Below are 26,484 nucleotides of genomic sequence, written 5' to 3'. Positions count from 1 at the left end.
CTACTTCCCCAACAACCCCTTCAAATACCGCCCCGTAAAGCTCGCCGCGACCTTCACCACGTCCTCCGGCACGCCCTGTGCGACGATCTCGCCGCCCTTCACGCCGCCTTCCGGCCCGAGGTCCAGCACCCAGTCGGCGGTCTTGATGACATCGAGATTGTGTTCGATGACGACGACGGTGTTGCCCTGTTCGACCAGTTGGTGGAGCACTTCGAGCAGCTTGCGGACGTCCTCGAAATGCAGGCCCGTCGTCGGTTCGTCGAGGATGTAGAGCGTCTGGCCGGTGGCGCGCCTGCTGAGTTCCTTGGCGAGCTTCACGCGTTGCGCCTCGCCGCCGGACAGAGTGGTGGCCTGCTGGCCGACCTTGACGTAGCCGAGGCCCACCTCGACCAGCATCGCCATCTTGTCGCGAATGGGCGGCACGGCCTTGAAGAATTCGACCGCGTCCTCGACCGTCATGTCGAGCACGTCGGCGATGCTCTTGCCCTTGAACTTCACCTCCAGCGTCTCGCGATTGTAGCGCGCGCCGTGGCACACGTCGCAGGTGACGTAGACGTCGGGGAGGAAGTGCATCTCGATCTTGAGCAGGCCATCGCCCTGGCACGCCTCGCAGCGGCCGCCCTTGACGTTGAAGCTGAAGCGGCCGGGCTTGTAGCCGCGCGCGGCGCTTTCGGGCAGGCCCGCGAACCAGTCGCGGATCTGGGTGAAGGCGCCGGTATAGGTGGCGGGGTTGCTGCGCGGGGTGCGGCCGATCGGCGACTGATCGATGTCGATCACCTTGTCGAGATATTGCAGGCCGGTGATCTTGTCGTGCTTGCCCTGCACGATGCGCGCGCCGTTCAGCTCGCGCGCGGCGGCGGCGTAGAGCGTGTCGATCGTGAAGCTCGACTTGCCCGAACCGGAGACGCCGGTGATGCAGGTGAAGGTGCCGAGCGGCAGGCTGGCCGTGACGCCGCGCAGGTTGTTGGCGGTGGCGTTGTGGACGGTGAGCTTCTTGCCGTTGCCCTTGCGGCGCTTGGCCGGCACGGGCACCTCGCGCGTGCCGTTGAGGTAATCGGCGGTGATGCTGCCCTTGGTCTTGAGCACCTGTTTCAGCGTGCCCTTGGCGACGATCTCGCCGCCGTGCACGCCGGCGCCCGGCCCCATGTCGATGACGTAATCGGCGGTGCGGATCGCATCCTCGTCATGCTCGACGACGAGCACGGTGTTGCCGAGATCGCGCAGGCGGCGCAGCGTCTTGAGCAGCATGTCGTTATCGCGCTGGTGCAGGCCGATGCTGGGTTCGTCGAGCACGTAGAGCACGCCCGAGAGGCCCGAGCCGATCTGCGAGGCGAGGCGGATGCGCTGGCTCTCGCCGCCCGACAGCGTGCCGCTGGTGCGATCGAGGTTGAGATAATCCAGGCCGACATTGTTGAGGAAGCCGAGCCGTTCGAGGATTTCCTTGAGGATGCGTTCGGCGATCGCATTCTGCTGATCGCCGAGCTGGCCGGGCACGTCCTGGAACCAGGCGAGCGCATCGACAACCGACAGGCGCGTGACCGACGAGATGTCGCGCATGCCGATCTTCACCGCCAGCGCCTCGGGCTTGAGGCGCGCGCCGTGGCAGACCTCGCACGGGGCGGAGGATTGGTACTTGCTCAGCTCCTCGCGCATCCAGGCGGATTCGGTCTGCATCAGGCGGCGGTTGAGATTGCCGATGACGCCCTCGAACGGCTTCTTCACGTCGTACGACTTGCGGCCGTCGATGAAGGTGAGCGTGACCGGCTTGCCCTTGGTGCCGTAGAGGATCGCATCCTGGATCTCGGGCGCGAGATCGGCCCAGGCGGTGTCGAGCCCGAAGCCGAATTCGCGCGCGAGGCTGCCCAGGACCTGCATGTAATAGGGGCTGGGCGGGTTGGATTTCGCCCAGGGGAAGACCGCGCCCTTCTTGATGCTGAGCGCGTGGTTGGGGACGACGAGATCGGCGTCGAACAGCATCTTCTCGCCGAGCCCGTCACAGGCCGGGCATGCGCCCTGCGGGGCGTTGAACGAGAACAGGCGCGGTTCGATCTCGGCGATGGTGAAGCCGCTGACCGGACAGGCGAACTTCTCGCTGAAGACGATGCGGCCGGCGGGGGCGTTGTCGCCGAGGATCTCCTGTTTCGGGGTGTGCGGTTCGACCGGATCGGCGGGGTCGACATAGGCCAGCCCTTCCGCGAGCTTCAGCGCGGCCTCGAAGCTTTCGGCCAGGCGGGTGGCGACGCCCTCCCCCACCACGAGGCGGTCGACCACCACCTCGATATCGTGCTTGTACTTCTTGTCGAGCGCGGGCGCCTCGTCGATCTCGTGGATCGTGCCGTCGATGCGCACGCGGGTGAAGCCGGCCTTCTGCCATTCGGCCAGTTCCTTGCGATACTCGCCCTTGCGCCCGCGCACGACCGGCGCGAGCAGGTACAGCCGCGTGCCCTCGGGCAGCGCCATGACGCGATCGACCATCTGGCTGACGGTCTGCGCGGCGATCGGCAGGCCGGTGGCGGGCGAATACGGAATGCCGACGCGCGCCCAGAGCAGGCGCATGTAATCGTAAATCTCGGTGACGGTCGCCACGGTCGAGCGCGGGTTGCGCGACGTGGTCTTCTGCTCGATCGAGATGGCGGGCGACAGGCCCTCGATATGATCGACGTCGGGCTTCTGCATCAGTTCGAGGAACTGGCGGGCATAGGCGCTGAGCGATTCGACGTAGCGCCGCTGGCCTTCGGCATAGATCGTGTCGAACGCGAGGCTGGATTTGCCCGAGCCGGACAGGCCGGTGATCACCGTGAGCGTATCGCGGGGGATGTCGATGCTGACATCCTTGAGATTATGTTCACGCGCGCCGCGCACGGAGATGTGGGTCAGACTCATGGGGTCGCGTGTTCCATATTTGTTCGGATCGGGCAAGCGGGCGCATCGCCGTACGCTTTGAGATGGGTCGCGCAGGCCGCGCGGGCAAGGCATTGGGCGCGCTTCTTATAAATTGGTCGGATCGGGGGTTGCCAAGGGCGTATTGCCTGGCTAGTACACCTTGCGACTACAACAGTAGTCGTGTGGGAGTGGGTCGCTTGAACAGGCAGGATGTGGTGGCTGCGCTCGGCGTTGCGCTGGGCTTGATCGGGGCGTGCGCGGCGCCGGCGGCGGGGCAGGTGACCGGGGTGCCGGTGCGGGCCGAGCCGCCGTCGCAGGATGCGGCCCTGCCCGGCCCGACCAACGGGCGACAGAATTACGACGCGGCCTATTTCGTCAAATATGCGCCGGCGACCGCGTTGCAGATGGTCGAGCGCATTCCGGGCTTCGTGATCGAAAGCGTCGATCCTTCCGTGCGCGGGTTCGGGCAGACGGCGGGCAACATCGTGATCAACGGACAACGCCCGAGCGCCAAGGGCGAGACGTTGCAGACCCTGTTGTCGCGCATTCCGGCGAGCCGGGTGGCGCGGATCGAGGTCGCGCCGGGCGACCTGTACGGCGCGGACTATACCGGCAAGTCGCAGGTGCTGAACCTGATCCTGTCGGCGGGCGGCGGGCTGGCGGGCACGGTGCAGGCGTCCGCGTCGCGCGATTACACCGGCAAGGTCCGGCCGACCGGCAGCGCGTCCGCGCTGATCAAGCGCGGCAAATCGACCTTCAGCACATCGGTGACGGTGGAGAACAGCCAGACCACCGAGGAGGGCACCGACCGGGTGGTGAGCGTGCCCGACGGACGACTGCTGGAATTCCGCCGCAAAGTGAACTTCGCCGACGAACCCAGCGTCGCGGTGGCCACGTCGTGGGACTATGCCGACGGCACGAACCGCACCGCGCATCTGAACGGACGCGTCTTCATCGACCGGTTCCGGCTGAACCAGGCCAATGCGGTGACTCCGGAAACCGGATCGGTGCGCGACGACATACTGACGCAGCGGCTGCATTACGACACGTACGAACTGGGCGGCGACGTGACCCGCCCGCTGGCCGGCGGCGGGCTGAAGCTGATCGGGTTGACGACGCGGCGCGACCGGCTGAGCAACGACGAATCCTACAATCGCGTCGCGGCGGACACGATCGGTGGCTTTACCCAGCAGTTGAAGGACCGGCTGACCGAGACCCTGCTGCGCGCGGTGTGGAGCCGCCCGAAGCTGCTCGGCTGGACCGTCGAGATCGGGGCGGAGGGCGTGATCAACCGGCTGGCCAGCAAGGTCGACCTGTCGCTGATCGACGGCACCGGCATGGCCACGCCGATCGCGCTGCCGGTGGACGATGCGGTGGTCAAGGAGGTGCGCGGCGAGGCGTTCGTCAATGCCGGACGGCCGATCGATTCCAGGCTGCGCATCGACCTGGGCGTGACGCAGGAGATGTCGCGCATCACCGTGACCGGCGATGCGCAGGCCGAACGATCGCTGAGTTTCCTGAAGCCCAAGGCGACCTTGGACTGGCGCCCCTCGCCGCTGTGGCGCGCGCAGCTTTCGGTGCAGCGCACCGTGGCGCAATTGCAGTTCGAGGATTTCATCAGCGGCGCCGAACTGTCGAACAACCGCGTGAACGGCGGCAATGTCGATCTGTTGCCGCAGCGCGCCTGGGAGACGTTGGCGACGATCGAGCGCAAGCTGCTCGGCGACGGGCTGTACAAGCTGGAGCTGGGCTACAACCGGGTATCGCTGGTGCAGGACCGGGTGCCGACGCCGGAAGGGTTCGACGCGCCGGGCAATCTGGGCAACGGCCATGTCTTCATCTTCCGCAACCGGCTGGACGCGCCGCTCGGCAAGCTCGGCATCAAGGGCGGGCGGCTGACGCTGTACGGCTCCTATGTCTCGACCTCGGTGATCGATCCCTACACGCTGCGCGCCCGCGCGTTCTCGGGCAATTCGTTATTCTATGGCGAGGCGAACTTCCGGCAGGATTTCAAGAAATTCGCCTGGGGCTTCGGGCTGACCGGCGGCACGTCGAGCACCTATTTCCGGCTCGACGAGACCGACCGCAATTACCGCGACGTGCCGCGCGTGACGGCGTTCGTGGAATGGCGCCCGGATGCCCGCACGACGCTGAACCTGAGCGTGGACAATCTGACCAGCGTCTCAGGCCGGCGCGAGCGGACCTTCTATACGCCCGACCGGCGCACGCCGACGGCCTCCTCGATCGAATATCGCGAGCGCAACAGCCATGTCGTGCCGCTGCTGACGGTCAAGCGGACGTTGGGGTAGCGGTTGATGGGCGGCAAACGGGATGACTTTAGATTCAAAACCCGTCCGCTCGTGCTGAGCTTGTCGAAGCACCGTACTTCGTGCCGCCAGCGTGTCGCTTGTCGATCCAAAAACGGTGCTTCGACAAGCTCAGCACGAACGGGCGGGTGACGTCATCATGCTTTAAGCCCCTCGCTTGAAGGGAGGGGCTTTTGAAAGAGCGTCACGCTCGCCGCACCGTCATCCTGACGAAGGTCAGGATCCATTTCCCCACACGTGCGGACAGCCGTCGCGGCGCGCTGGAGGCTGAAACAAGTTCAGCATGACGGCTCTTGGGGCGCGCGGATCAGGATTGCAGCTGGAGTTCGGGCACCGGCATCTTGCCCTGCGACACCTGCATGCCGAAGATCTCGCGCATCAGCGACAGCGAGAAGAGGTGGGCATAGAGCAGCGGCAGCATGCCGTTCTTCTGGATCTTGCGCAGCTGATCGCCGCGCAGGTCGTTGAGCTTTTCCTCGTTGACCATCTGGAAGCCGCGATAGACGAAGGGCTGGTCCGCGCCGTCGGGCTGGATGCTGACCTCGCCGTCCATCAGCAGGCCCAGTTCCTTGAGATCCTGCATGAAATTGTTGGTGCGGGCACCGGCTTCCTCGAAGGTTTCGTTGAACTTGAGGATGTTGGTGGTGATTTCGCTCGGCTTGCCGTCGGTGAACAGGGGATCGCCTTCCTCGAACGCACCGATGATGTCGGTGGTCGGATCGAAGCACAGCGACAATTCCTGCGCATCGGGATGGAGCTTGGCGAGCATGAACGGATAGCGGCGGATATAGGCCGGCACGTAGCCGGTATTGTCCGCGAACTTTCCGTCGTCGGCGACGAACACGTTGACGCCCTCGTTCAGGCCCATCAGCGCGATCGGCACGGGGTTTTCGTCCACGGTGAAGACGATCGGCATCGTGCGCTGCACCAGGGTGAATTCATCGACGGTCAGCGGAATGGCATGGTTGCCGACGACGAATGCCGCCTTGTCGGCGGGGCGCAGCTTGAAATTGGTGTGCGCCTCGGACGAAAGCGGCTCGAGCGCCTGGTAGAAAAGCGGAAGCTGGGACTGCTGCGGCGCGCTGGCCATCGATATTCTCCACTCGACATCTTTTTCGTGCCGCGTGGCCCTCCCCGCGACGAATGGCTTCGGCTCTATGGCTTGGGGGCGTCCGGCGCAAGTGCGGCGAGCGGGGCGAAGGGGGTGGCGACGAGCTTGCCCGGGTTCATCAAACCGTGCGGATCGAGGCCCGCCTTGATCGCGCGCAGCGCCGCGAGCCGGGCCGGCGCGGACAGCCGTTCGAGTTCCGCCAGCTTCATCTGCCCGATACCGTGTTCGGCCGAGATCGACCCGCCCGCCGCGACGACGAGATCGTGGACGAAGCGCGTCACCACCGGCGCCTGCTCCGCGTACCAGTGTGCCGGATCGGTGCCGGGCGCGGCACGGACGTGGAAATGCACGTTGCCGTCGCCGAGATGCCCGAAGCCGCTGGCGTGCGTTCCGGGAAAGCGCGCGTCGCAGGCGGCCGCCGCGTCGATCATGAACCGCGGCATGGCGGCGACGGGCACCGAGATGTCGTGCTGCGCGGCCGGCCCGGTGGCGCGTTCGGATTCGGAGATCGAATCGCGGATCCGCCAGAACGCCTCGGCCTGCGCCTCGCTGGCGGCGATCGTGGCGTCGGCGATGAGCCCGGTTTCGAGCGCGGGGGCGAGCAGGCGTTCAAGCAGGGTGGCGGGCGGCTCGGCCTGGCGATCGGTGGCGACGGCCTCGATCAGCACATGCCAGGGGTGATCGCCGGCCAGCGGCGCACGGGTCTGGGGCACGTGGCGCAGGACCGCGGCGAGCGAATCGTCGGGCAGAAGTTCGAAGCTCTCGATCGCCTGGGTGTGGGCTTCGAGCCGGCGCAGCAGGGTCAGCGCGTCGATCGGGCTGGCGAGGCCGATCCAGGCGACGGCGCGCGCGGCGATCGCGGGCACGAGGCGCAGCGTGACGGCGGTGATCACGCCCAACGTCCCCTCCGCGCCGATCAGCAACTGGTTGAGATCGTAGCCGCGATTGTCCTTCTTGAGCGCGGACAGGCCGTCATGGACCAGGCCGTCGGGCAGCACCGCCTCGACGCCGGCGATCAGCCCGCGCATCGTGCCGAAGCGGAGGACCTGGGTGCCGCCGGCGTTGGTCGAGCTGAGTCCGCCGATCGTCGCGCTGCCCTTGGCCCCCAAAGTCAGCGGAAAGCGCCGGCCGGCGGCCAGCGCGGCGTCGTGCAGGTCGGACAGGATCACGCCGGCTTCCGCGATGGCGAGGTTGTCGTCGGCATCCAGGCTGCGGACGCGGTCGAGGCGGCGCAGCGACAGGATCAGCGCGCTGCCGTCCGCCGGCGGAGTCGCGCCCCCGACCATCGAGGTGTTGCCGCCCTGCGGCACGAGCGCGACGCGGTGTTCGGCGGCGAGCCGGACGATCGTGGCGACGCCGGAAGTGTCGTCGGGCGCGAGGATCGCCGGCGTCGCGCCATGATAGCGCCCGCGCCAGTCGTGCAGCCACGGATCGATCGCGGCGGGATCGGTGATGACGGCCTTGGGGCCGAGCGCGGTGCGGACGGCCTCGATCAGGGCGGATTGCGCGGGAGTCATGACAGCCGCGGTATCATGACGGGCGACACGTCGCCACCGTGCGAGCATGCGACGTCGCAGCAAAAAGCCGCCGGCCTCGCGGCCGACGGCTTTCGCATCTCACGCTGGCAAGCGGATCAGGCGAAGCTGACCGTGGTCTTGCGGCGACGGCTGCGCAGCGCGCCGCCGACCATGCCGAAGCCGCCGATCATCATCGCCCAGGTGGCGGGCTCGGGCACGGCCGATGCCGCCGGCGAGTAGGTGAACGTCACCGTGCCGTTGTTCCAGATCGAATCCGGCAGTTCGCCATCGACGAAGCTGTCGAAATATTCGAGCCGCAGGAGACCGTCCGCGCCAACCGCGAAGCTGAGGCCGAGAGCGACGAGATCGGCGGAGCCGCTATAGCTGGCGGTGCCGGCATTATCGACGCCAACGCCCGGGCTCAGGAACACGCCGTTGGACAGAAGCGAATTGGTGAAGGCCAAAGTGGCCTCGGACAGCCAGCTGGTGCCGCGAGCGGTGATGTTGACGCTGTAGCTGACGCCGGTGATCGTCGAGCCTGCGCCGACATTGTAGGTGCGAACGGTGTTGCCCGCCCCGCCAAAGGCGGCGAAGCCCTGACCACCGGCGACGTTGACGACCAGAGTTGCGGCATTGGCCTGCGCGACCGGCATCACGGCGGCAAGAGCGGTAGCGGCGAGCGCGTATCGTGCGAAATTCTTCATATCAAACCCCTCTGATATCTAGCGTGCGATCTGCAGGCCTGAACAGAAGCTAGCAATCATCGTGCCACCGGTGGAATTGCGGCGTTATCGTGAATGCGATTACTTGATCTGTAAGCAGGAGCGACGGTCTGTTCATGACGAAGCCGCAATCAAATGTCGCGGTAAATGGCCGTATCGGCACCATTATTCGAGACCGGAGAGGTTCTCGATACATGTTGCTTGGTCGCATATGGCGTGTCACCGAAATGTGGCGACGGTCGCCACAATTCATCGACGGTTCAAGCAAATAGACTATTGGTGGGACATTCATGCCGAATCCCCTCCTTCCCTCTCTGCTGCTGCTGCTCGCTCTGCCCGGTGCCGCATTGCCCGGCGAGACCGTGCCGGCGGAGGACATGGACGGCCTGCACCTGGCCCAGCTGACCATCCGGCAGCGCATCGTGATCCGCATTCCGGTGCCGATGAGCCGCGCGCCGATGCCGATGCCGCGCCCGGCGCGACCGGCGATGGAAGAGCGTAAGGGACCGCGCTGCGTCGCGCTCGATACGCTCGCCGGATCGGGCGTCGCGCGCAAGGACAGCGTGGATCTGGCGCTGATCGACGGACAATTGCTCCGCGCCAAGCTGGACGACGATTGCCCGGCGCTGGATTTCTATGCCGGCGTCTACCTGAAGCCCGCGCCCGACGGCAGCATGTGCGCCAAGCGCGACGTGATCCGGGCGCGATCGGGCCGGGCGTGCATGATTGCGTCATTCAAGAAGCTGACACCGAAACGCTGAAGTTCGTCGCGTCGATCACGGGTAAAACTTGACATTTCCGGCTGGTTGCGCAAGCGCGTGGCGGCTGGCCCGGCGGCGTTGCCCAGGCCCTTATTTCCGGACACCGCATGACCTTTGCCGATCTCGGCCTTTCCGACCAGCTTTTGAAAGCCATCGGCGAATCCGGCTATACCGAGCCTACGCCGATTCAGGCGAGCGCGATTCCGTCCGTGCTGATGATGAAGGATCTGGTCGCCATCGCGCAGACCGGCACGGGCAAGACCGCCGCCTTCGTGCTGCCGATGATCGATATCCTGGGCGAAGGGCGCAGCCGCGCGCGCATGCCGCGGTCGTTGATCCTAGAGCCGACGCGCGAACTCGCCGCGCAGGTGGCGGAGAATTTCGAGAAATACGGCAAGTATCACAAGCTTTCGATGGCGCTGCTGATCGGCGGCGTATCGATGGGCGACCAGCAGAAGGCGCTGGAAAAGGGCGTCGACGTGCTGATCGCGACGCCGGGGCGGCTGATGGACCTGTTCCAGCGCGGCAAGATCCTGCTCACCGGCTGCGACCTGCTGGTGATCGACGAGGCGGACCGGATGCTCGACATGGGCTTCATCCCCGACATCGAGGAAATCTGCACCAAGCTGCCCAAGAGCCGCCAGACCCTGTTGTTCTCCGCGACGATGCCGCCGCCGATCAAGAAGCTGGCCGACAAGTTCCTGAACAATCCGAAGACGATCGAGGTCGCGCGCCCCGCGACCGCGAACGTCAACATCAAGCAGTGGGTCGTGCAGGTCAGCGCCGCCAAGAAGCGCGACAAATTGATGGCGCTGCTGCGCGCAGAGCAGGTCAAGACCGGGATCATCTTCTCCAACCGCAAGACGACGGTGCGCGACCTGAACAAGGCGCTGCAACGCGCCGGCTTCGCCTCGGGCGAGATCCATGGCGACATGGAGCAATCGCAGCGCATCGCCGAACTGGAACGGTTCAAGAAAGGCGACATCAACCTGCTGGTCGCCTCCGACGTCGCCGCGCGCGGGATCGACATCAAGGGCGTGAGCCATGTGTTCAACTTCGACGCGCCGTGGCATCCGGACGATTACGTCCACCGCATCGGCCGCACCGGTCGCGCGGGCGCGACGGGCATCGCCTTCACCTTCGTGACGCCGGACGATGCCGAGAATATCGACAATATCGAGAAGCTGACCGGCATGAAGATCGAGCGCTACGGCGCCGGCGATGCCGTGGCGGCGGACGACGTGGCGGACGCTGCCCCGGCAGCCCGCGAGGAACGCGCACCGCGCCGGGGTCGCAAGCCCGCGGTGTCGAAGGCGGCACCGGTCGAGACGGCCGCGCCGGCCGAAGACGCACCGCGCGAGGCGCGTGCGCCGCGTGAGGCGCGCCCTGCCCGTGAGGAACGGCCGGCCCGTGCCGAACGTGCTCCGCGCGAGGATCGCCCGGCTCGCGAGGAGCGCCCCGCTCGTGAAGATCGCGCGGCCCGTCCGCCGCGCGATAGCCGCCCGGCGAGGAACGAAACGCGCGACGCACCGCGCGACGAGCGTCCGGCGCGCCCGGCCCGCATTCCGCAGCAGGATGCGCCGGACGATGGCGGCTGGAACGGCCCGCTGCCGAACTTCCTGAACGCCAAGCTGACCGTCGACTGATCGTCTTCCGCATGGACGACGACGATGGCTTCGAGCGCGTGCCGGTGGTGGCGATCGTCAGCCCGTGCGTGAACGTATGCGAACTGGACGAAGAGCGCGACCTCTGCCTGGGCTGCGCGCGGACGATCGACGAGATCGGGGCGTGGAGTTCGGGCACGCCCGAATGGCGCGCGGCGGTGATGGCGGACTTGCCGGCGCGGCGGGCGGCGCTTTCCAGGGGATAAGCCCCCCTCCCCCGTTCGCCCTGAGCCTGTCGAAGGGCGCGTTCGGGGCATGTGCTTCGACAAGCTCAGCACGAACGGGGATGGTACTATAGCGGAATGATTTTGGTTTGAATCGCTCCATCTCCGTTCGTTTCGAGCGTCGTCGAGAAATCGTGGCGCAGCGCTCAAGGCCCGTTTCTCGACTGCGCTCGAAACGAACGGTTCAAGGTAAAGTCATCTGGCTCTAAGCAACAATACTGCCCTCAAGCGTCCGCGTCCGCCCCCTGCCCCTGCGCCGCCGCGATCAGCGCGTCGTCGATCTCGCCCGCGCGCTTGTAGGCCGGGCGCGCGGTAATGCGGGCGACATAGGCGTCGAAGACATCGCTTTTCGGCAACGACCCGAATTGCGTGCCCCAGGCGATCTGTGACCCGAAATAGACGTCCGCCGCGGTGAAGCGGTCGCCGGCGATGTAATCGCGCTGGCCGATCGTGTCCTGCAGCACCTTCACGACCAGATCGTAATTGCCATAGCCGGCCATCATCTGCTGCCGCTCGTCGGGCGCGACGCCCAGCGACCTGTTGGTCACCGCCTGTTCGATCGGCCCGGCGGCGTAGAACAGCCAGCGATAATAATCGGCGCGATCGGCCGTCGGCGGGGCGAGCCCGGCCTCCGGAAACGCATCGGCCAAATAGGCGCAGATCGCCGCGCCTTCCGTCACCACCTTGCCGTCATGGACGATCGTCGGCACCTTGCCCATCGGATTGATGGCGAGGAAATCCTGCGACTTGGTCTTGCCCCAGTCGAGGATCACCGTGTCGTATTCGGCGCCGGTTTCCTCGATCATCCAGCGCGCGATGCGGCCGCGCGACATCGGGTTGGTGTACAATGTCAGCGTCATTGCGCGCTCCTGCGGGTCAGAGGGATTTCTGGAACAGCGCCAGCATGCGGCCCCACGCCTTGTCGGCCTGCGCGGCATTGTAGACCTTGCTGTCGGGCGGGCACCAGCCGTGCATCGTGCCGGCATAGACCTCGATCTCGGCCGGCAGCTTCGCTTCCTTGAACACCTCGCGCAGCTGTTCCTTGTCGTCGGGGGCGCGCGCATCGTCATTCTCGGCGATCGCAAACAGATACGACGCCTTCATCTTCGGGACCATCCGATGCGGGCTGTCCGGCTTGTCGGTCACGAGGCCGCCGCCGTGGAACGAGGCACCGGCGCGGATGCGATCGGGACGCAGGGCGGCGGTGATCATCGTCATCGGGCCGCCCATGCAATAGCCGGTGCTGGCCATGCCGCGCTGGCGATCGACCGACTTCTGCTGATCGAGGAAATCGGTGAAGGCCTGCGCGTCGCGCGTCGTCGCCTCGGTGGTCAGCGGGGTGCGCCACGGCATGATCTTCGCGCGGATCTCGGGCTGGTCGAAACTCTCGCCGGGTTTCAGGAACGGTGCCTTGGTGCTGCGGTAGAATTGGTTGACGACGAGCACGGCATAGCCGGATTCGGCGAGGCGCTTGCCCATCTGCTGGAAGGCGGGGCGCAGGCCCATGATGTCGGGCCAGACGAGCACGGCGGGATGCCTGCCGGTGGTGGGGGCGACGAACCAGCAATCGGCGGTGCCGTCGGGCGTCTTGATCGACACGTTGCTGCCGCTGACGGTGGCGGCGTTGGCCGGGCTGGGCAGCATCATCGCCAGGCTCATGGCGCCGGCGGCGGCACCGAACTGACGGCGGGAGAGGTAATGCTCGTTATCCTCGGCGGTATGCTCGTCGCACATTCGGACTCTCCTGATTGATTCGCCTTGCGGCTTTGGAGCCGAGGCTAGCGGGTGGTTGGGCGCGCGTCATCCCTGCTTGGTTTTTGGAAGAAGGAAGGTGGTTTCACACGAAGGCACGAAGGCACGAAGAGAAGGAAATAAAAGGAAGAAGGGAGATTGCTCGCGCTAAGACGCAAAGACGCGAAGGGGTCGCATAACCTCGCACCCATTTTGCCGAAGGCATATATTTTCTGCTTCGCGTCTTCGCGTCTTAGCGCGAGCAATACTGCCTTCTTTTCTCTTCTTTTCGTGGCTTCGTGGCTTCGTGTGAAACCCCTTCTTCCCAGCCAAGATCACCCCGCACGATAAAACCACACCCCGTCGCGCACGTCCTTCACCGCCCGCCCCTCGACCTCCAGCCGGCGGAGATGCGCGAGCGCCTCGCCGGTGGCCATGCCGAGCATGTCCGGCCCGATCGCGCGGCGGAACAGGCGGCCGAACACGTCGATGCCGCGCTTGCCGTCCCCCAGGAACGCGTGAAGCTCGTCGAGCCGTTCGCGATGTTCGCGGTCCATCGCGTCGAGCCGTGCGTGCAGGCCGGTGAACGGGTCGCCATGGCCGGGCAGGACCAGCAGGCTGTCGGGCAGCGTCTTGAGCTTCGCGATCGAGGCGAACCATTCGCCGAGCGGATCGGCGTTCGGCTCGGTCACGCCGAGCGACACGTTGGGGCTGATCCGCGGCAACACCTGATCACCCGCGATCAGGATGCCCGCCGCCTCGTTGAGCAGGCAGGCATGTTCCGGGCTGTGGCCCGAGCCGACGACGACGCGCCAGTCCTGCCGGCCGATCGCCAGCGTGTCGCCATCCTTCAACCGCGTGAAACCGAGCGGCAGCGGGGTGACGATGCGGCGGAACCCGGCCCAGCCGCGTTCCCTGGCCTGCGCGATCTGAGCGTCGTCCCAGCCGGCGGCGCGCCAGAAGGCGAGCATGTCGTCCGGCACGCCGTCGCGCGCATCGGCGACCAGCATCCGCGCGGTCAGCCATTCGCCGCGTGTCATCAGCAGCGGCGCATCGTGATGGTCGCACATCCAGCCGGCGAGGCCGATATGATCGGGGTGGAAATGCGTGCCGATCATCTTCGTCACGCGCACGCCCGACATCGCGCCCTTGAACACTGATTTCCACGCCGCGCGCGCCTCGTCGGTGTTCATGCCCGTATCGACCAGAGCGACGCCCTCGCCGCGCGCATCGGCATCGGCGAGCAACCAGCAATTGACGTGCTTGAGCGGCCCAGGGACGCGCAGCCGGACCCAATCGAGGCCGGGGACGATCGGCATGACATCGCCGTCGGCCGGCTCGGCACCGCCGAACGGGTAGGTCAGGCCCTTATGGCTGGTGGCGGTGAAGCTGTCGTCGGGGACGAAGGCGGCATCGGTTTTGAGGACGGTGGACATCGGTTGCGAGTAGCAACGGAATGCGTCGGGTGCCAAGCGCTTGTTGCCTGCGCCACGCCACCCTCCGTCATCCCGGACGTGATCCGGGGTTCATCAAGCGGCTTCGGCAGGGCCGGAAAATCGGGCGATTTCCTGGCCGGCACAATGGATCCCGGATCACGTCCGGGATGACGGCCGCGAAAACACTCAGCTCTTGAACAGATTCTCCGCGGTGCGTTCCACCGGGGCGGCTTCGCCGGCGTCGACCGCTTCGGCGTCGATCGCGGCCTGCGCGCGCTGCTGGCGGAGTTCGGCGATCAGCGCCTCGCGGTCGCCGTCGAGGCGGGTGTCGACCACCGGTTCGAGGCCGGCGGCCTTGCCGGCCTTGGCGACCGCCGCGTCCAGCTCGCGCTGCGTGGTCAGGCCGAGGGTGACCGGATCCTTCGGGGTGATGTTGGCGATGTTCCAGTGGCTGCGGTCCCGGATCGCGGCGATCGTGGTGCGCGTGGTGCCGATCAGATTGCCGATCGCGCCATCGGTGATCTCCGGATGGTTGCGGATGATCCACGCAATGCCGTCCGGCTTGTCCGACCGCTTCGACACCGGCGTGTAGCGCGGGCCCTTGGTGCGGCGGACCTGCTCGGGTCCCTTGATGATCTTCAGCGTGTAATCGGGATCGGCCTGGCCCTTGTCGATCTCCTCCTGCGTCAGCTCGTGCGCGCGGATCGGATCGCGCCCTGTCAGCTTGGTCGCGGCGGTATCGTCGGCGATCGCCTGGATCTCGAGGATGTGCAGGCCGCAGAACTCGGCGATCTGTTCGAACGAGAGCGCGGTGTTGTCGACCAGCCAGGAAGCGGTCGCATGCGGCATGAGCGGCTGGGCCACGGAGAAACTCCTTAGAAACAATAAGGGCCGCCCCTTTCGGAGCGGCCGCGTGTGGCCCCGATCTAGTGCCAATGGCGTCGAGTGGCAAGGTAAGTCTATGTGCGCTCAGGCCGCGAGCGTTTCGCGTTCGAATGCCGGTGCCAGCCCGGCGAGGAACTGCCGCGCGCTCGCCGCCCAGGTGAAGCCTGATCCGTAGCGCGCGCAGGCCGTGCGGCTAAGCGTCAGCGCGCGGGCGATGGCGGTATCGAGATCCTCGTCCATCGCGCCGGTGCGCTCGGTCAGCACGTCGACCGGCCCGGTGACGGGATAGGCCGCGACCGGCGTGCCGCAGGCCAAGGCCTCGATCATCACCAGCCCGAACGTGTCGGTGCGGCTGGGGAAGACGAGGACGTCGGCGGCGGCATAGGCCGCGGCGAGATCCGCGCCGTATCTCGGCCCGAGGAAATGCGCGTCCGGATATTTGGCCTCCAGCGTGGCGCGGGCCGGGCCGTCGCCGACCACCACCTTGCTGCCGGGATGCGCGCCGCCGAGAAACGCCGCGATATTCTTCTCCACCGCGATGCGCCCGACATAGAGCTGCACCGGGCCGGGCAGAGCGGCGATCGCAGCATCGGGCACGACGCGGGCGTGGAACAGCGCAAGGTCCACCCCCCTGCCCCAATGGCGCACGTTGGGCAGGCCATGCGCCTGCAAGGTCGCGGCGATCGAGGCGGTGGAGGCGAGGATCGCCTGTGCGGGGCTATGGAACCAGCGGATGTAGCGCCAGATCCATTCCGGGTTCAGCCCGGTGCGCGCCGCGACATAATCCGGGAATTGCGTGTGATAGGCGGTGGTGAAGGGAAACGCCCGCGCCAGGCACCAGCGGCGCGCGGCGATGCACACCGGCCCTTCGGTCGCGAGGTGGATCGCGTGCGGCCCGAAATCCTCCAGCAACCGCGCGACCGCCCCGGTGCGCGCGAAGGCCAGGCGGATCTCGGGATAGGTCGGGCACGGGATCGAATGGAACAGATCGGGCGAGACGACCAGCACCTGATGCCCCTGTTGCCTGAGTTCGGCGCTGACCGCCTGCAGCGTGCGCACGACGCCGTTGACCTGCGGGCTCCACGCATCGGTGACGATGGCGATGCGCACGCGCGTCAGGCCGCGAGCAATCGGGCCGGCGCCGCGCTTTCCCGCGCGGCGATCTCGTCCGCCCAGTGGAGGATTTCCATCCGCCCGTCGAAATGCTCGACCAGGGCGGTGCAGCCCTCGACCCAATCGCCGTCGTTATAATATTGGATGCCGGCGATCTCGCGGAATTCCGCAGTGTGGATGTGGCCGCAGACCACGCCGTCGACGCCGCGATGCGCCGCCGCCTGCGCCACGACCTCCTCGTAATTCGAGATGAACTCGACCGATTTCTTGACCTTGGCCTTGGCGTGCTTCGACAGCGACCAATAGGGCAGGTTGAAGACGCGGCGATAGGCGTTCAGGGCGCGATTGAACGCCATCAGCAGATTGTACGCGGCATCCCCGACATGCGCGAGCCAGCGGTGCGCGAGCGTGATCGCATCGAATTCGTCGCCGTGCAGCACGAGCAGGCGGCGACCGTCGGCGGTATCGTGGATCGCCTGGCGCACGATCTCCACGCCGCCGAAATCGAGCCCGGTGAACTGGCGGAACACCTCGTCGTGATTGCCGGGGATATAGACGACGCGGGTGCCGCGTCGCGCGCGCTTCAGCAGCCGCCAGACGACGTCGTTGTGCGCGGTCGGCCAGTAGAACTTCTTCTTCAGCCGCCAGCCATCGACGATATCGCCGACCAGATACATCGTCTCGCTGTCGACGTGGTCGAGAAAGTCGATCAGCATGTCGGCATTGCAGCCGCGCGTGCCGAGATGGATGTCGGAGATCCAGATCGTGCGGAACTGCCGCCGCCCGCCGACCAGCCGTTCCGGAATGGCCGGCGCGGAATTGGCGAAATCGGCGAAGTCGCCGAGCGATGCCCCCGCGATACCGGTGGCCGAAATACTGGTGACGACGTTCATGCCGCTTCCCCCGTTCAGGTTGCCCCAACGGTGACGAGCTATGCGCGCGGATTGTTACAGCAGCATCGCGGGGATGTTGCAGTTCTGCGGTCGGGTGCCGCCCTTGTTGGGCGGGTTACGCTTCCCTTTTGAGTGCGGGGCAAGGCAGCGGGATCCCCGCCTTCGCGGGGATGACGGGGGGTCTCAGGAGAGACACCGGCGCTACTCCATCGTCAGGACGATCTTACCGACGTGATCGCCCGCTTCCATCCGTTCGTGCGCCGCCGGTGCCTGGGCGAGCGGGAAGGTACGGTCGAGGATCGGTTTCAGGCGGCCGGCCTCGACGTGCGGCCAGACGGTGCGGGCGAGTTCGTCGGCGACGAGCGACTTGAACGCGGTGTCGCGCGGGCGGAGCGTCGATCCGGTGAGCGTGAGGCGGCGACGCATGATGTCGAACAGCGGGATCGTCGCGGTCATCCCGCCCTGCACCGCGATCGAGACGTGGCGGCCGTCATCGGCCAGGCATTGCAGGTTGCGCGGCACATATTCCCCGCCGACCATGTCGAGCACGACCTGCACGCCCTTGCCGCCGGTGATCGCCTTCACCCGGGCGACGAAATCCTCGGTCTTGTAGTTGATCGCGTGATCCGCGCCGATCTTCCTCGCCGCCGCGCATTTGTCGTCGCTGCCCGCCGTCACGATCACGGTCACGCCGAACAGGTTGCACAGGCCGATCGCCATCGTGCCGATGCCGCTGGTGCCGCCATGGACCAGCACGGTATCGCCCTCCGCCGCGTAACCACGCTCGAACAGGTTCGTCCATACGGTGAACAGAGTCTCGGGCATCGCCGCCGCCTCGACCATGCTCAGCGCCTCGGGCACCGGCAGGCACTGCCCCCAGGGGGCGACGGCGTAATCGGCATAGGCCCCCGCCGTGATCAGCGCGCAGACCGGTTGCCCGATTACCTCCGCCATCACGCCCGGCCCGACCGCGACGATCGTGCCGGAAATCTCCATGCCGAGGATCGACGAGGCGCCGGGCGGCGGGGGGTACAGCCCCTTGCGCTGCATGACCTCGGGCCGGTTGACCCCGGCGGCGGCGACGCGGACGAGCACCTCGCCCTCGCCCGGCACCGGCACCGGGCGCTCCACCACGGTCAGCACCTCCGGCCCGCCCGGCGCTTCGGGATCGATCGCGCGCATCAATTCTGGAATATCGGTCATCATGCCCGCCTGGTTGGCCGGAAACCGGCCCGTGCGTTATTGACATCGCCGGCGACAGGGTCAACTTTCATGCTCATGGATTTGGACGAGATCTTCGCCGGTAAGTCCGACGATCCGCTGACCATGCTGGTGCGGCAGGATCTCGACCCGCTGTCCGTGGCGGAACTGGATGCCAGGATCGCGGCCTTGGAGGCCGAGATAGAACGGACGCGCGGAAAAAAAGAACGCGCCGTTAACCACCGCGCAAGCGCAGACGGCCTATTCAAGAGATAAGCTTGAACGCGTCGGCCGCTCCGGACCCCGAGGAGGATGGGGCGAGGAAATGACGGCGCGATTTTCAAGTGCTTGATGCAGGTGGCCTGCCTTCCAACATAAGGAAAAAGGGCCGCACGTTGTTGCCGGCCCGCTTGGAGTAACCTCGAAATGCCATCTTTCGCCTCCGCGCTGGAAACCACCCTCCACAAGGCGCTCGAAGCCGCGTCGTCGCGGCGCCACGAATATGCGACGCTCGAACATCTGCTGCTCGCGCTGATCGACGACGAACATGCCAGCAAGGTGATGATCTCCTGCGGCGTCGAACTCGACGAACTGAAGGCCACGGTCGGCCATTATCTCGACACCGAACTGGAAGCGCTGAAGGTCGATGCCGCGACCGATCCGTCGCCGACGTCGGGCTTCCAGCGCGTCGTGCAGCGCGCGATCCTGCACGTGCAGTCCTCGGGCCGCGACGAGGTGACCGGAGCGAACGTGCTGGTCGCCCTCTTCAGCGAGCGCGAAAGCTATGCCGTCTATTTCCTCCAGCAGCAGGACATGAGCCGCCTCGATGCCGTCAGCTTCATCAGCCACGGCGTCGGCAAGGGCGGCGCGGCCCCGGAGACTCGCGAAGTGAAGGGTGCCGAGGACGACAAGCCGGCCAAGGGGCAGGAGAAGGGCAAGAGCGAAAGCGCGCTCAAGCAGTTCACCGTCGACCTCAACGAGAAGGCCAAGAACGGCAAGGTCGATCCGCTGATCGGCCGTGGCCCCGAGGTGGATCGCACGATCCAGATCCTGTGCCGCCGCTCGAAGAACAACCCGCTGTATGTGGGCGATCCGGGCGTGGGCAAGACCGCGATCGCCGAGGGTCTCGCGCGCAAGATCATCGAGGGCGACGTGCCCGAGGTGCTGTTGCCGGCGGTGATCTATTCGCTCGACATGGGCGCGCTGCTCGCGGGTACGCGCTATCGCGGCGATTTCGAGGAGCGGCTGAAGGCGGTCGTCAGCGAACTCGAGAAGCTGCCCGATGCGATCCTGTTCATCGACGAGATCCATACCGTGATCGGTGCCGGCGCGACCAGCGGCGGGGCGATGGACGCCTCGAACCTGCTGAAGCCCGCTTTGTCGGGCGGCACGATCCGCTGCATCGGCTCGACCACGTACAAGGAATTCCGCAATCACTTCGAGAAGGACCGCGCGCTGCTGCGGCGCTTCCAGAAGATCGACGTCAACGAGCCGACGATCGAGGATACGATCAAGATCCTCGCCGGCCTGCGCTCGGCGTTCGAGAGCCACCACAAGGTGAAGTACACGCCCGACGCGATCAAGTCGGCGGTGGAGCTCAGCGCGCGCTACATCAACGACCGCAAGCTGCCGGACAAGGCGATCGACGTGATCGACGAGGTCGGCGCGATGCAGATGCTGGTGGCGCCGAACAAGCGCAAGAAGACGATCACGACACGCGAGATCGAACAGGTGATCGCGACGATGGCGCGCATCCCGCCGAAATCGGTCTCGACCGACGATACCAAGGCGCTGGAATCGCTCGAGACCGATCTCAAGCGGGTGGTGTTCGGGCAAAATACCGCGATCGAGAAGCTGGCCTCGGCGATCAAGCTGTCGCGCGCCGGCCTGCGCGATCCGGAGAAGCCGATCGGCAACTATCTGTTCACCGGCCCCACGGGCGTCGGCAAGACGGAAGTGGCCAAGCAGCTCGCCTCGATCATGGGCATTCCGCTCCAGCGCTTCGACATGTCGGAATATATGGAACGACATTCGGTCAGCCGGCTGATCGGTGCGCCTCCCGGCTATGTCGGGTTCGACCAGGGCGGGTTGCTGACCGATGCGATCGACCAGCAGCCGCATTCGGTGCTGCTGCTCGACGAGATCGAGAAGGCGCATCCGGACCTGTTCAACATCCTGTTGCAGGTGATGGACAATGGCCGCCTGACCGACCAGCACGGCAAGACGGTGGACTTCCGCAACGTCATCCTGATCATGACGACCAATGCCGGTGCCTCCGACATGGCGCGCGAGACTTTGGGCTTCGGGCAACTCAGCCGCGAGGGCGAGGACGAGCAGGCGGTGCAGAAGATGTTCACGCCGGAGTTCCGCAACCGCCTGGATGCGATCGTTCCGTTCGGCTATCTGCCGACCGAAGTGGTGGCCCGCGTGGTCGACAAGTTCATCCTGCAGCTCGAACTGCAGCTGGCCGACCGCAACGTGCACATCAACCTGGACGACGAGTCGAAGACGTGGCTGACCGCCAAGGGCTATGACAAGCTCTACGGTGCCCGCCCGATGGGCCGCCTGATCCAGGAGAAGATCAAGCAGCCGCTGGCCGAGGAATTGCTGTTCGGCAAGCTGGTCCATGGCGGCGAGGTGACGGTGAAGATGAAGGACGGTGCACTATCGTTTGAAATCACGCCGGCCGCGCCAAAGAAACCGCGCAAGAAGGGCAAGGCCGAAATCGCCGACGCCAAGTAATGCCAGAAAAGCAGGCATGAAAAAGGCCGGGATGGAGCGATCCGTCCCGGCCTTTTTTCGTGGACGGTGATTTGCCGGCACGGACCAGTACGGCGCGCATCATGGTTCAGTCCGCGTTTACCCAATCTTCGTTCGCGGCGATCTAGACCGGGTCATGGTTCGTTTCTGTCTCGCTGTCCTGATCTTCGCTTCAACGATGGGTATCGCGGCTCCGTCCGCGTCGGCGCAAGGCCTGGCGGGCACGGTCGGGGTGCCGCTGCACCTGTGCGTGCTGCGCGACGCCCCCGGCCTGACCGCGGCGCGCGTGATCAAGAGTCCGGCCGGGTTCAATTGCGCCACGCCGCAGCCGGATTTCGGACCGGGCGATTATTGGTTGATCAGCCATACGCTGCCCGAGGGGCTGTCGCACAATCGCCTGATGGTGCGACAGGCGAGCGTCTGGCAGACCCGGATGACGCTGCATGCGCTGTATCCCGGCGGCCGGATCGCCACGCTCGAAACCGACGGGCGCGGCGCGACGGAGCATCTTCAGCTCGGCGCGATCATCGAACGGTGGCTGCCGCGCAGCGAGACCCGTCCGGTGCGCCTGTTGTGGCATGTCGAGGGCGCGGCGAACCTGCGCGGCATCGTCATCGCGCCGACGATCGCGACGAGCAGCCAATCGGCACGATCGAACACGATCATGAGCGCGGTCTATGCCGGGTTCGCCGGCGTGTGCGTCGCCTTGCTGCTCTACAATCTCGGGCTGGCGCGCGCGCTGCGCTACGCCTTCTTCCCATTCTATTGCCTGATGATGGTGGGAATGCTGCTCTACGCCTTCTCGTCTTCCGGCGCGCTCGCCTGGGCCTTCCCCACGATCCAGAACAACGCGCGGCTCAGCATGAACTACGTGCTGCTGGCGGCGACCGGAATCGCAGCGATCAATTTCCTGCGCCATTTTTTCGAACCGCACGTCATCTCCCCCTGGCTCGGGCGGATCGTGCGCCTGGCATCCCTGGCGGTCGCGCTGCCGGCAATCGGCGTGGCGCTGTTCGCGCCGTGGCACCGATGGGCGTTCGACCTGGCCTACACGTTGGGCTTCGTCGTGCTGCTCGCCACGATCGTGCCGATCCTGGTCGCGGCCTGGCACCGCAAGAGCCAGTATCTGTGGCTGTTCGTGGTCGCGTGGAGCGCGCCGATCGTGCTGGCCGGGATGCGCACCGCGTTCGGGCTGAACCTGATCGGCTATAATTTCTGGCTCGACAATTCGACGATCCTGTCGATGATCTTCGAAGCGTTGCTCTCCAGCCTCGCGATCGCCTATCGCATCCTGCTGATCACCCGCGAGCGCGACGTGGCGCGCGAACAGGAGATCGCCGCGCGGCTGCTCGCCGATGCCGACCCGCTGACCGGGCTGATGAACCGCCGCGCTTTCCTGCGCGAAGCGATCGGGCGCGACGGCGAACAGCAATTGCTGCTGCTCGACATCGACAATTTCAAGGGCGTCAACGACACGATCGGCCATGACGGCGGCGACGAGGTGCTGCGTCTGGTCGCCCGCACTCTGCGCATCGCCAGCCACGCCCAGGCCCTGGTCGCGCGGCTCGGCGGCGAGGAGTTCGCGATCGTTTCCGGGCCGGGCGAACCGGTCGATGCGGAGCGGATCCTTTCCGCCCTGCGCACCGCGCGCATGCCTTACGACCTGACCGTGACGGCCAGTGTCGGGCTGCATCGCGGCACCCTGTTGCGGGAGGCAGATTGGAAGGCGATGTATTGCGCCGCCGATTTCGCCCTGTTCGAGGCCAAGGCCGCGGGGCGGGACCGGGTGCGCGGCAAGGACACGCCGCACTTTCCCGCCGCGATCGCCGCCTGACCCCAAGCTTGCCGCACCCCGGCGAATTCGTTACGGTACAGGCTCAACGCCAACCCAAGGAGCCGGCGTGCGCCACCGTCGTATCACCGGACTGATCCTGGCCGCCGCACTGCTCGTCGTGCTGGCGGTGCGCCATCCCAGCGCGGACATCCGCATCCTGACGCACGATTCGGGCGACCGCTCGCCGGCGCGGGTGCAGGCGGCGATCGATCTCGGCGTGGTGGCGATTTCTGTGCTGGTCACCTGGACGAAACGGCTGGTCTAGGTTCGGTTTTCGACCGGCACGAAACCCACTATCCGTTCGTGCCGAGCCTGTCGAAGCACCTGCCCCAAATACGCGGCCGCGTTGGAACACGTCCTTCAGGCTCAGGACGAACGGGGGGAGAATCCGCCTGGCGCCGATACCCATCCAGCTTGCGAGCGCGGGGCCGCCTGCTTACACGAATGTAAATGACCGACCCGACCCCCGATCCCGCCGGAACCGCCGCCCTCGATCCCGTCTCCGCGTGGACGGAAGCCTATCGCCACCCCACGCCGTGGCGGACCGAATTTCCCCCGCTGTCGATGGTCGAGATGTTCGACACCGCCGCAGCCCGCGCCGGCACCGCCCCGCTGATCAATTTCCTCGGCCGCCACTACAGCTACGCCGAGACGCTTGACGGTGCGAACCGCGTCGCGGCCGGGCTGGCGGCGTTGGGCTATGGGCCGGGCGACCGGATCGGCCTGTTCCTGCCCAATGTGCCGCATTACCTCGCGGCCTATTACGGCATCCTGAAGCTCGGCGCGACGGTGGTGAACTTCTCGCCGCTCTACACGGTCGACGAGCTGGCGCATCAGGTGGCGGATTCGGGCACGAAGTTGCTGTTCACCGTCTCGGCCAAGGCGGTGCTGCCGACCGCGCTGAAGGTGCTGGAGAAAAGCGGGCTGGAGCGCCTGATCGTCGGATCGGTCGCGGGCGTGCTGCCGCCGACCAAGTCGCTGCTCTACCGCCTGTTCAAGCGCAAGGAGACCGCCGAGCGACCGGACGATCCGCGCATCATCGCCTTCTCGAAACTGATCGCCAATGACGGCAGGCACGCCCGCGCGAAGATCGATCCCGAAGCGACGATCGCGCTGATCCAATATACCGGCGGCACCACCGGCGTGCCAAAGGGCGCGATGCTCAGCCACCAGAACCTGACCGCCAATGCCCGGCAGGTGATGGCCATCGATCCGCATGCCGGCGAGGAGGATCGCATCCTGGGCGTGCTGCCGCTGTTCCACGTCTTCGCCAACACCTGCGTGCTCAACCGCACCGTGCTGAACGGCGGGTGCATCGTGATGCTGCCGCGCTTCGACGCCGGGCAGGTGCTGGCCGCGTTGCACCGGACCAAGGCGACCGCCCTGCCCGGCGTGCCGACCATGTATCAGGCGCTGCTCGACCATCCGAAGGCGGCGAGCACCGATTTCGGCAGTCTGCGCGTCTGCATTTCGGGCGGCGCGCCGCTGTCGGCGGAGTTGAAGGCGAAGTTCGAGCGCGTCACCGGCGCGACCGTGGTCGAGGGCTACGGACTTTCGGAAAGCTCGGGCGTCGTCTCGGCCAATCCGTACGAGGTGGACGGCAAGGCCGGGACGATCGGCCAGCCGCTGCCCGCGACCGAGATCCGGCTGGTCGACAAGGCCGATCCGACCCGGCCCGCGCCGAACGGCGAGCCGGGCGAACTGGTGATCAAGGGCCCGCAGATCATGCAGGGCTATTGGGGCCGGCCGGATGCCGACGACGAGGTGTTCGTGCGCGATGCGCATGGGGACGGCTGGCTGCGCACGGGCGATGTCGGCACGATCGACGCGGACGGCTTCGTGCGCATCGTCGATCGCCTGAAGGACATGATCGCGGTCAGCGGCTTCAAGGTCTTTCCGAGCCAGATCGAGGCGATCCTGCACCATCATCCGGCGGTGAAGGAAGCGATGGTGATCGGCCTGCCCGATGCCTATCGCGGCGAACAGCCCCGCGCCTATGTGACGCTGAACGACGGCAGCGCCGCGACCGGCGAGGAGGTACGCGACTGGCTCAACCCGCAGCTGGGCCGGCACGAGCGCGTGGACGAGGTGGTGATCCGCCTCAACATGCCCAAGACGATGATCGGCAAGCTTAGCCGCAAGGATCTTATCGCTGAAGTGACGGCAGGGCCGGCGTCTGAGGGCTGATCGCGCAGACGCCGGCCAGCCTGGCCAGGCGGTGCGACAGATAGCGTTCGAGCCGCCCGTGCGCATCGGCGGTGAGGCGATAGACCGGCGCGGTCGCCACGCCATCGCCGCCCGACTCCAGATCGAACATCCCCTCAGACGCCAGCGCCCGGCCCCAGCGCAACGCGGCGGCCGGCGCGATCCGCGCAGCTCGTGCCATGGCCACGATATCGAGGGTACGGCCCTCCGCCTCGGCGATATAGGCCCTGAGCAGCAGAGCCCAGGCCGGGTTGACGAACAGAATTGGTCCGAACACGTCCTCCCGTGCGGCACGGGCGTCGCACAGGAAGCGCGCCTGAGCGAGCAAAGCGGCGGGCTCGACCTCGTCGGCCGGAGAGGCGATCGGCCGGAACGTCGCGACGATCGTCGGCGCGGCATCGGGAAACTCGACCCGCGTGGTGCTCTGTTCGACCCACACGACCGATCCGTCGCCGCGCTGCATGCGCTTGCGGACGCTGAACGGCTGGCCGGTCCGCCGCAACCGGCTCATGCCGGCAAGGCAGGCCGGGCGATCGTCCGGCACCGTTACCTCCAGGACACCACGGCCGATCATCGTTTCCGCGGCCGCGCGCATGATCGCGCAGAACCCCGAGTCGAGCCCGAGCATCTCGCCTCGCTGGCCAAGCAGGACGTGGCCGATGTCGCTCGATTGCGTGATGATCCGGCTCCTCGATGCCCGCCCCGACATCCCCCAGCCTTCCGTTTAAAGCCCCGAACCGCGGATGCAAAGGCTTGGGGGCCGTGGATGTGAGGCGAGCTATCTCGTCGCGATCACGCGATCATCCCGAAACGCGGTGAGCTGAAACAGCAGCATGCCATACGCGGCCACGGCGAGCATCGCGCCGTCAGTAGAGGTTTCGGACCAGGAGCGGATCGAGGCTGATGCCGTCATGCTGCGCGCGCAGATCATCGAGTTCGGCGCGGGTGCGTTCGAATTCGGGCAGCGGCACCCAGAAGCGCATGCCATCGACCGGCGCGTTGAAATCCTCGCCGACCTCGCGACCATTGCGGGCGGCGAGCTTGTCGATCAACCCGGCCAGCCGGACGAACTGGTCGCGGCTGATCCGCACGGTGCCGCCGGGTTGCAATTCCGCCAGCGCCGCCTGCATCCGCGCCTGTTCCGCATGCGCGGCAGCCACCAACGCCTGATCGTCGAGATTGGGCTCCATACCAGACTGGTAGCCGCAACGTCGTTAA

Annotated in this window: 22 protein-coding genes; 9 read left to right on the top strand and 13 right to left on the bottom strand. The window is 66.4% G+C overall.

Translation table 11 applies throughout. The features are described from left to right. Complete coding sequence (uvrA, locus tag ASG11_RS07065; RefSeq protein ID WP_055777004.1) at positions 1–2,883, bottom strand: excinuclease ABC subunit UvrA; 2,883 nt, start codon at positions 2,881–2,883, stop codon at positions 1–3. A gap of 197 nt (positions 2,884–3,080) precedes the next feature. Between uvrA and ASG11_RS07060 the strand changes: the two genes are divergently transcribed. Beyond that, positions 3,081–5,192 (top strand): TonB-dependent receptor domain-containing protein, encoded by a 2,112-nt coding sequence (locus ASG11_RS07060; protein WP_055777001.1) that lies wholly within the window; start codon positions 3,081–3,083, stop codon positions 5,190–5,192. Between the two features lie 325 nt (positions 5,193–5,517). On the opposite strand, the gene ASG11_RS07055 is transcribed toward ASG11_RS07060, so the two are convergent. From ASG11_RS07055 to ASG11_RS07045, 3 genes are all read right to left on the bottom strand, one after another. Next, positions 5,518–6,300, bottom strand: coding sequence for a SapC family protein (locus ASG11_RS07055; RefSeq protein WP_055776998.1), 783 nt, complete (start codon positions 6,298–6,300; stop codon positions 5,518–5,520). A 65-nt stretch (positions 6,301–6,365) separates the two neighbouring features. After that, the gene (locus ASG11_RS07050; protein WP_055776993.1) at positions 6,366–7,838 is read right to left on the bottom strand and encodes an FAD-binding oxidoreductase; all 1,473 of its coding nucleotides are present in this window, start codon (positions 7,836–7,838) and stop codon (positions 6,366–6,368) included. 116 nt (positions 7,839–7,954) lie between these two features. Then, the gene (locus ASG11_RS07045; RefSeq protein ID WP_055776990.1) at positions 7,955–8,542 is read right to left on the bottom strand and encodes a PEPxxWA-CTERM sorting domain-containing protein; all 588 of its coding nucleotides are present in this window, start codon (positions 8,540–8,542) and stop codon (positions 7,955–7,957) included. Between the two features lie 308 nt (positions 8,543–8,850). On the opposite strand from ASG11_RS07045, the gene ASG11_RS07040 reads away from it, so the two are divergent. The 3 genes from ASG11_RS07040 to ASG11_RS07030 all read left to right on the top strand — a co-directional run bounded on the left by ASG11_RS07040 (position 8,851) and on the right by ASG11_RS07030 (position 11,191). Beyond that, positions 8,851–9,321 carry a hypothetical protein gene (locus tag ASG11_RS07040; protein ID WP_055776987.1) on the top strand — a complete coding sequence of 157 codons (471 nt, stop codon included), beginning with the start codon at positions 8,851–8,853 and terminating at the stop codon, positions 9,319–9,321. Positions 9,322–9,428: 107 nt separating this feature from the next. Next, positions 9,429–10,967 (top strand): DEAD/DEAH box helicase, encoded by a 1,539-nt coding sequence (locus ASG11_RS07035; protein WP_055776985.1) that lies wholly within the window; start codon positions 9,429–9,431, stop codon positions 10,965–10,967. 11 nt (positions 10,968–10,978) lie between these two features. Further along, positions 10,979–11,191: a DUF1289 domain-containing protein gene (locus tag ASG11_RS07030; RefSeq protein ID WP_201781291.1), complete on the top strand. Its 213-nt coding sequence runs from the start codon at positions 10,979–10,981 to the stop codon at positions 11,189–11,191. A gap of 242 nt (positions 11,192–11,433) precedes the next feature. Here the strand turns inward: ASG11_RS07030 and ASG11_RS07025 are convergent, their stop codons facing one another. From ASG11_RS07025 to ASG11_RS06995, 7 genes are all read right to left on the bottom strand, one after another. After that, the gene (locus tag ASG11_RS07025; RefSeq protein ID WP_055776982.1) at positions 11,434–12,069 is read right to left on the bottom strand and encodes a glutathione S-transferase family protein; all 636 of its coding nucleotides are present in this window, start codon (positions 12,067–12,069) and stop codon (positions 11,434–11,436) included. Between the two features lie 16 nt (positions 12,070–12,085). Beyond that, positions 12,086–12,943, bottom strand: a complete 858-nt coding sequence (locus ASG11_RS07020; protein ID WP_055776979.1) for a dienelactone hydrolase family protein — start codon at positions 12,941–12,943, stop codon at positions 12,086–12,088. Between the two features lie 332 nt (positions 12,944–13,275). Beyond that, entirely contained in the window at positions 13,276–14,376 is a 1,101-nt protein-coding gene (locus tag ASG11_RS07015) for an MBL fold metallo-hydrolase (protein WP_055776976.1), read from the bottom strand. Between the two features lie 186 nt (positions 14,377–14,562). Then, positions 14,563–15,240, bottom strand: a complete 678-nt coding sequence (locus tag ASG11_RS07010) for a DUF1013 domain-containing protein (protein ID WP_055776973.1) — start codon at positions 15,238–15,240, stop codon at positions 14,563–14,565. A gap of 105 nt (positions 15,241–15,345) precedes the next feature. Next, entirely contained in the window at positions 15,346–16,371 is a 1,026-nt protein-coding gene (locus ASG11_RS07005) for a glycosyltransferase family 4 protein (RefSeq protein WP_055776970.1), read from the bottom strand. 5 nt (positions 16,372–16,376) lie between these two features. Continuing rightward, positions 16,377–17,267 carry a UDP-2,3-diacylglucosamine diphosphatase gene (locus ASG11_RS07000; protein WP_055776967.1) on the bottom strand — a complete coding sequence of 297 codons (891 nt, stop codon included), beginning with the start codon at positions 17,265–17,267 and terminating at the stop codon, positions 16,377–16,379. A gap of 201 nt (positions 17,268–17,468) precedes the next feature. Next, on the bottom strand, positions 17,469–18,470 hold the full coding sequence (locus ASG11_RS06995) for an NAD(P)H-quinone oxidoreductase (protein ID WP_201781290.1): 1,002 nt from the start codon (positions 18,468–18,470) through the stop codon (positions 17,469–17,471). Between the two features lie 75 nt (positions 18,471–18,545). Between ASG11_RS06995 and ASG11_RS06990 the strand changes: the two genes are divergently transcribed. From ASG11_RS06990 to ASG11_RS06970, 5 genes are all read left to right on the top strand, one after another. Further along, positions 18,546–18,743: a DUF1192 domain-containing protein gene (locus tag ASG11_RS06990; RefSeq protein ID WP_055780460.1), complete on the top strand. Its 198-nt coding sequence runs from the start codon at positions 18,546–18,548 to the stop codon at positions 18,741–18,743. A 150-nt stretch (positions 18,744–18,893) separates the two neighbouring features. Next, the gene (gene clpA / locus ASG11_RS06985) at positions 18,894–21,209 is read left to right on the top strand and encodes an ATP-dependent Clp protease ATP-binding subunit ClpA (protein ID WP_055776964.1); all 2,316 of its coding nucleotides are present in this window, start codon (positions 18,894–18,896) and stop codon (positions 21,207–21,209) included. A 154-nt stretch (positions 21,210–21,363) separates the two neighbouring features. Next, positions 21,364–23,061 carry a GGDEF domain-containing protein gene (locus ASG11_RS06980; RefSeq protein ID WP_055776961.1) on the top strand — a complete coding sequence of 566 codons (1,698 nt, stop codon included), beginning with the start codon at positions 21,364–21,366 and terminating at the stop codon, positions 23,059–23,061. Positions 23,062–23,128: 67 nt separating this feature from the next. Next, a complete protein-coding gene (locus ASG11_RS06975) occupies positions 23,129–23,326 on the top strand; it encodes a hypothetical protein (RefSeq protein ID WP_055776960.1) in 198 nt (65 codons plus the stop codon). A 299-nt stretch (positions 23,327–23,625) separates the two neighbouring features. Then, positions 23,626–25,248 (top strand): AMP-binding protein, encoded by a 1,623-nt coding sequence (locus ASG11_RS06970; RefSeq protein ID WP_236697499.1) that lies wholly within the window; start codon positions 23,626–23,628, stop codon positions 25,246–25,248. On the opposite strand, the gene ASG11_RS06965 is transcribed toward ASG11_RS06970, so the two are convergent. Together ASG11_RS06965 and ASG11_RS06960 are read right to left on the bottom strand one after the other, a co-directional pair. Continuing rightward, complete coding sequence (locus ASG11_RS06965; RefSeq protein ID WP_055776954.1) at positions 25,208–25,975, bottom strand: PAS domain S-box protein; 768 nt, start codon at positions 25,973–25,975, stop codon at positions 25,208–25,210. The two genes, ASG11_RS06970 and ASG11_RS06965, sit on opposite strands and share 41 nt — an antisense overlap. A gap of 157 nt (positions 25,976–26,132) precedes the next feature. Beyond that, positions 26,133–26,456 carry a hypothetical protein gene (locus ASG11_RS06960; protein ID WP_055776952.1) on the bottom strand — a complete coding sequence of 108 codons (324 nt, stop codon included), beginning with the start codon at positions 26,454–26,456 and terminating at the stop codon, positions 26,133–26,135. Positions 26,457–26,484 lie beyond the last annotated feature (28 nt).

Origin of the sequence: Sphingomonas sp. Leaf357 (assembly GCF_001423845.1) — a bacterium.
Classification (GTDB): Bacteria; Pseudomonadota; Alphaproteobacteria; order Sphingomonadales; family Sphingomonadaceae; genus Sphingomonas.
Note: the sequence above shows the minus strand (reverse complement) of the source record. Positions and strands in the feature narration are given on the sequence as shown.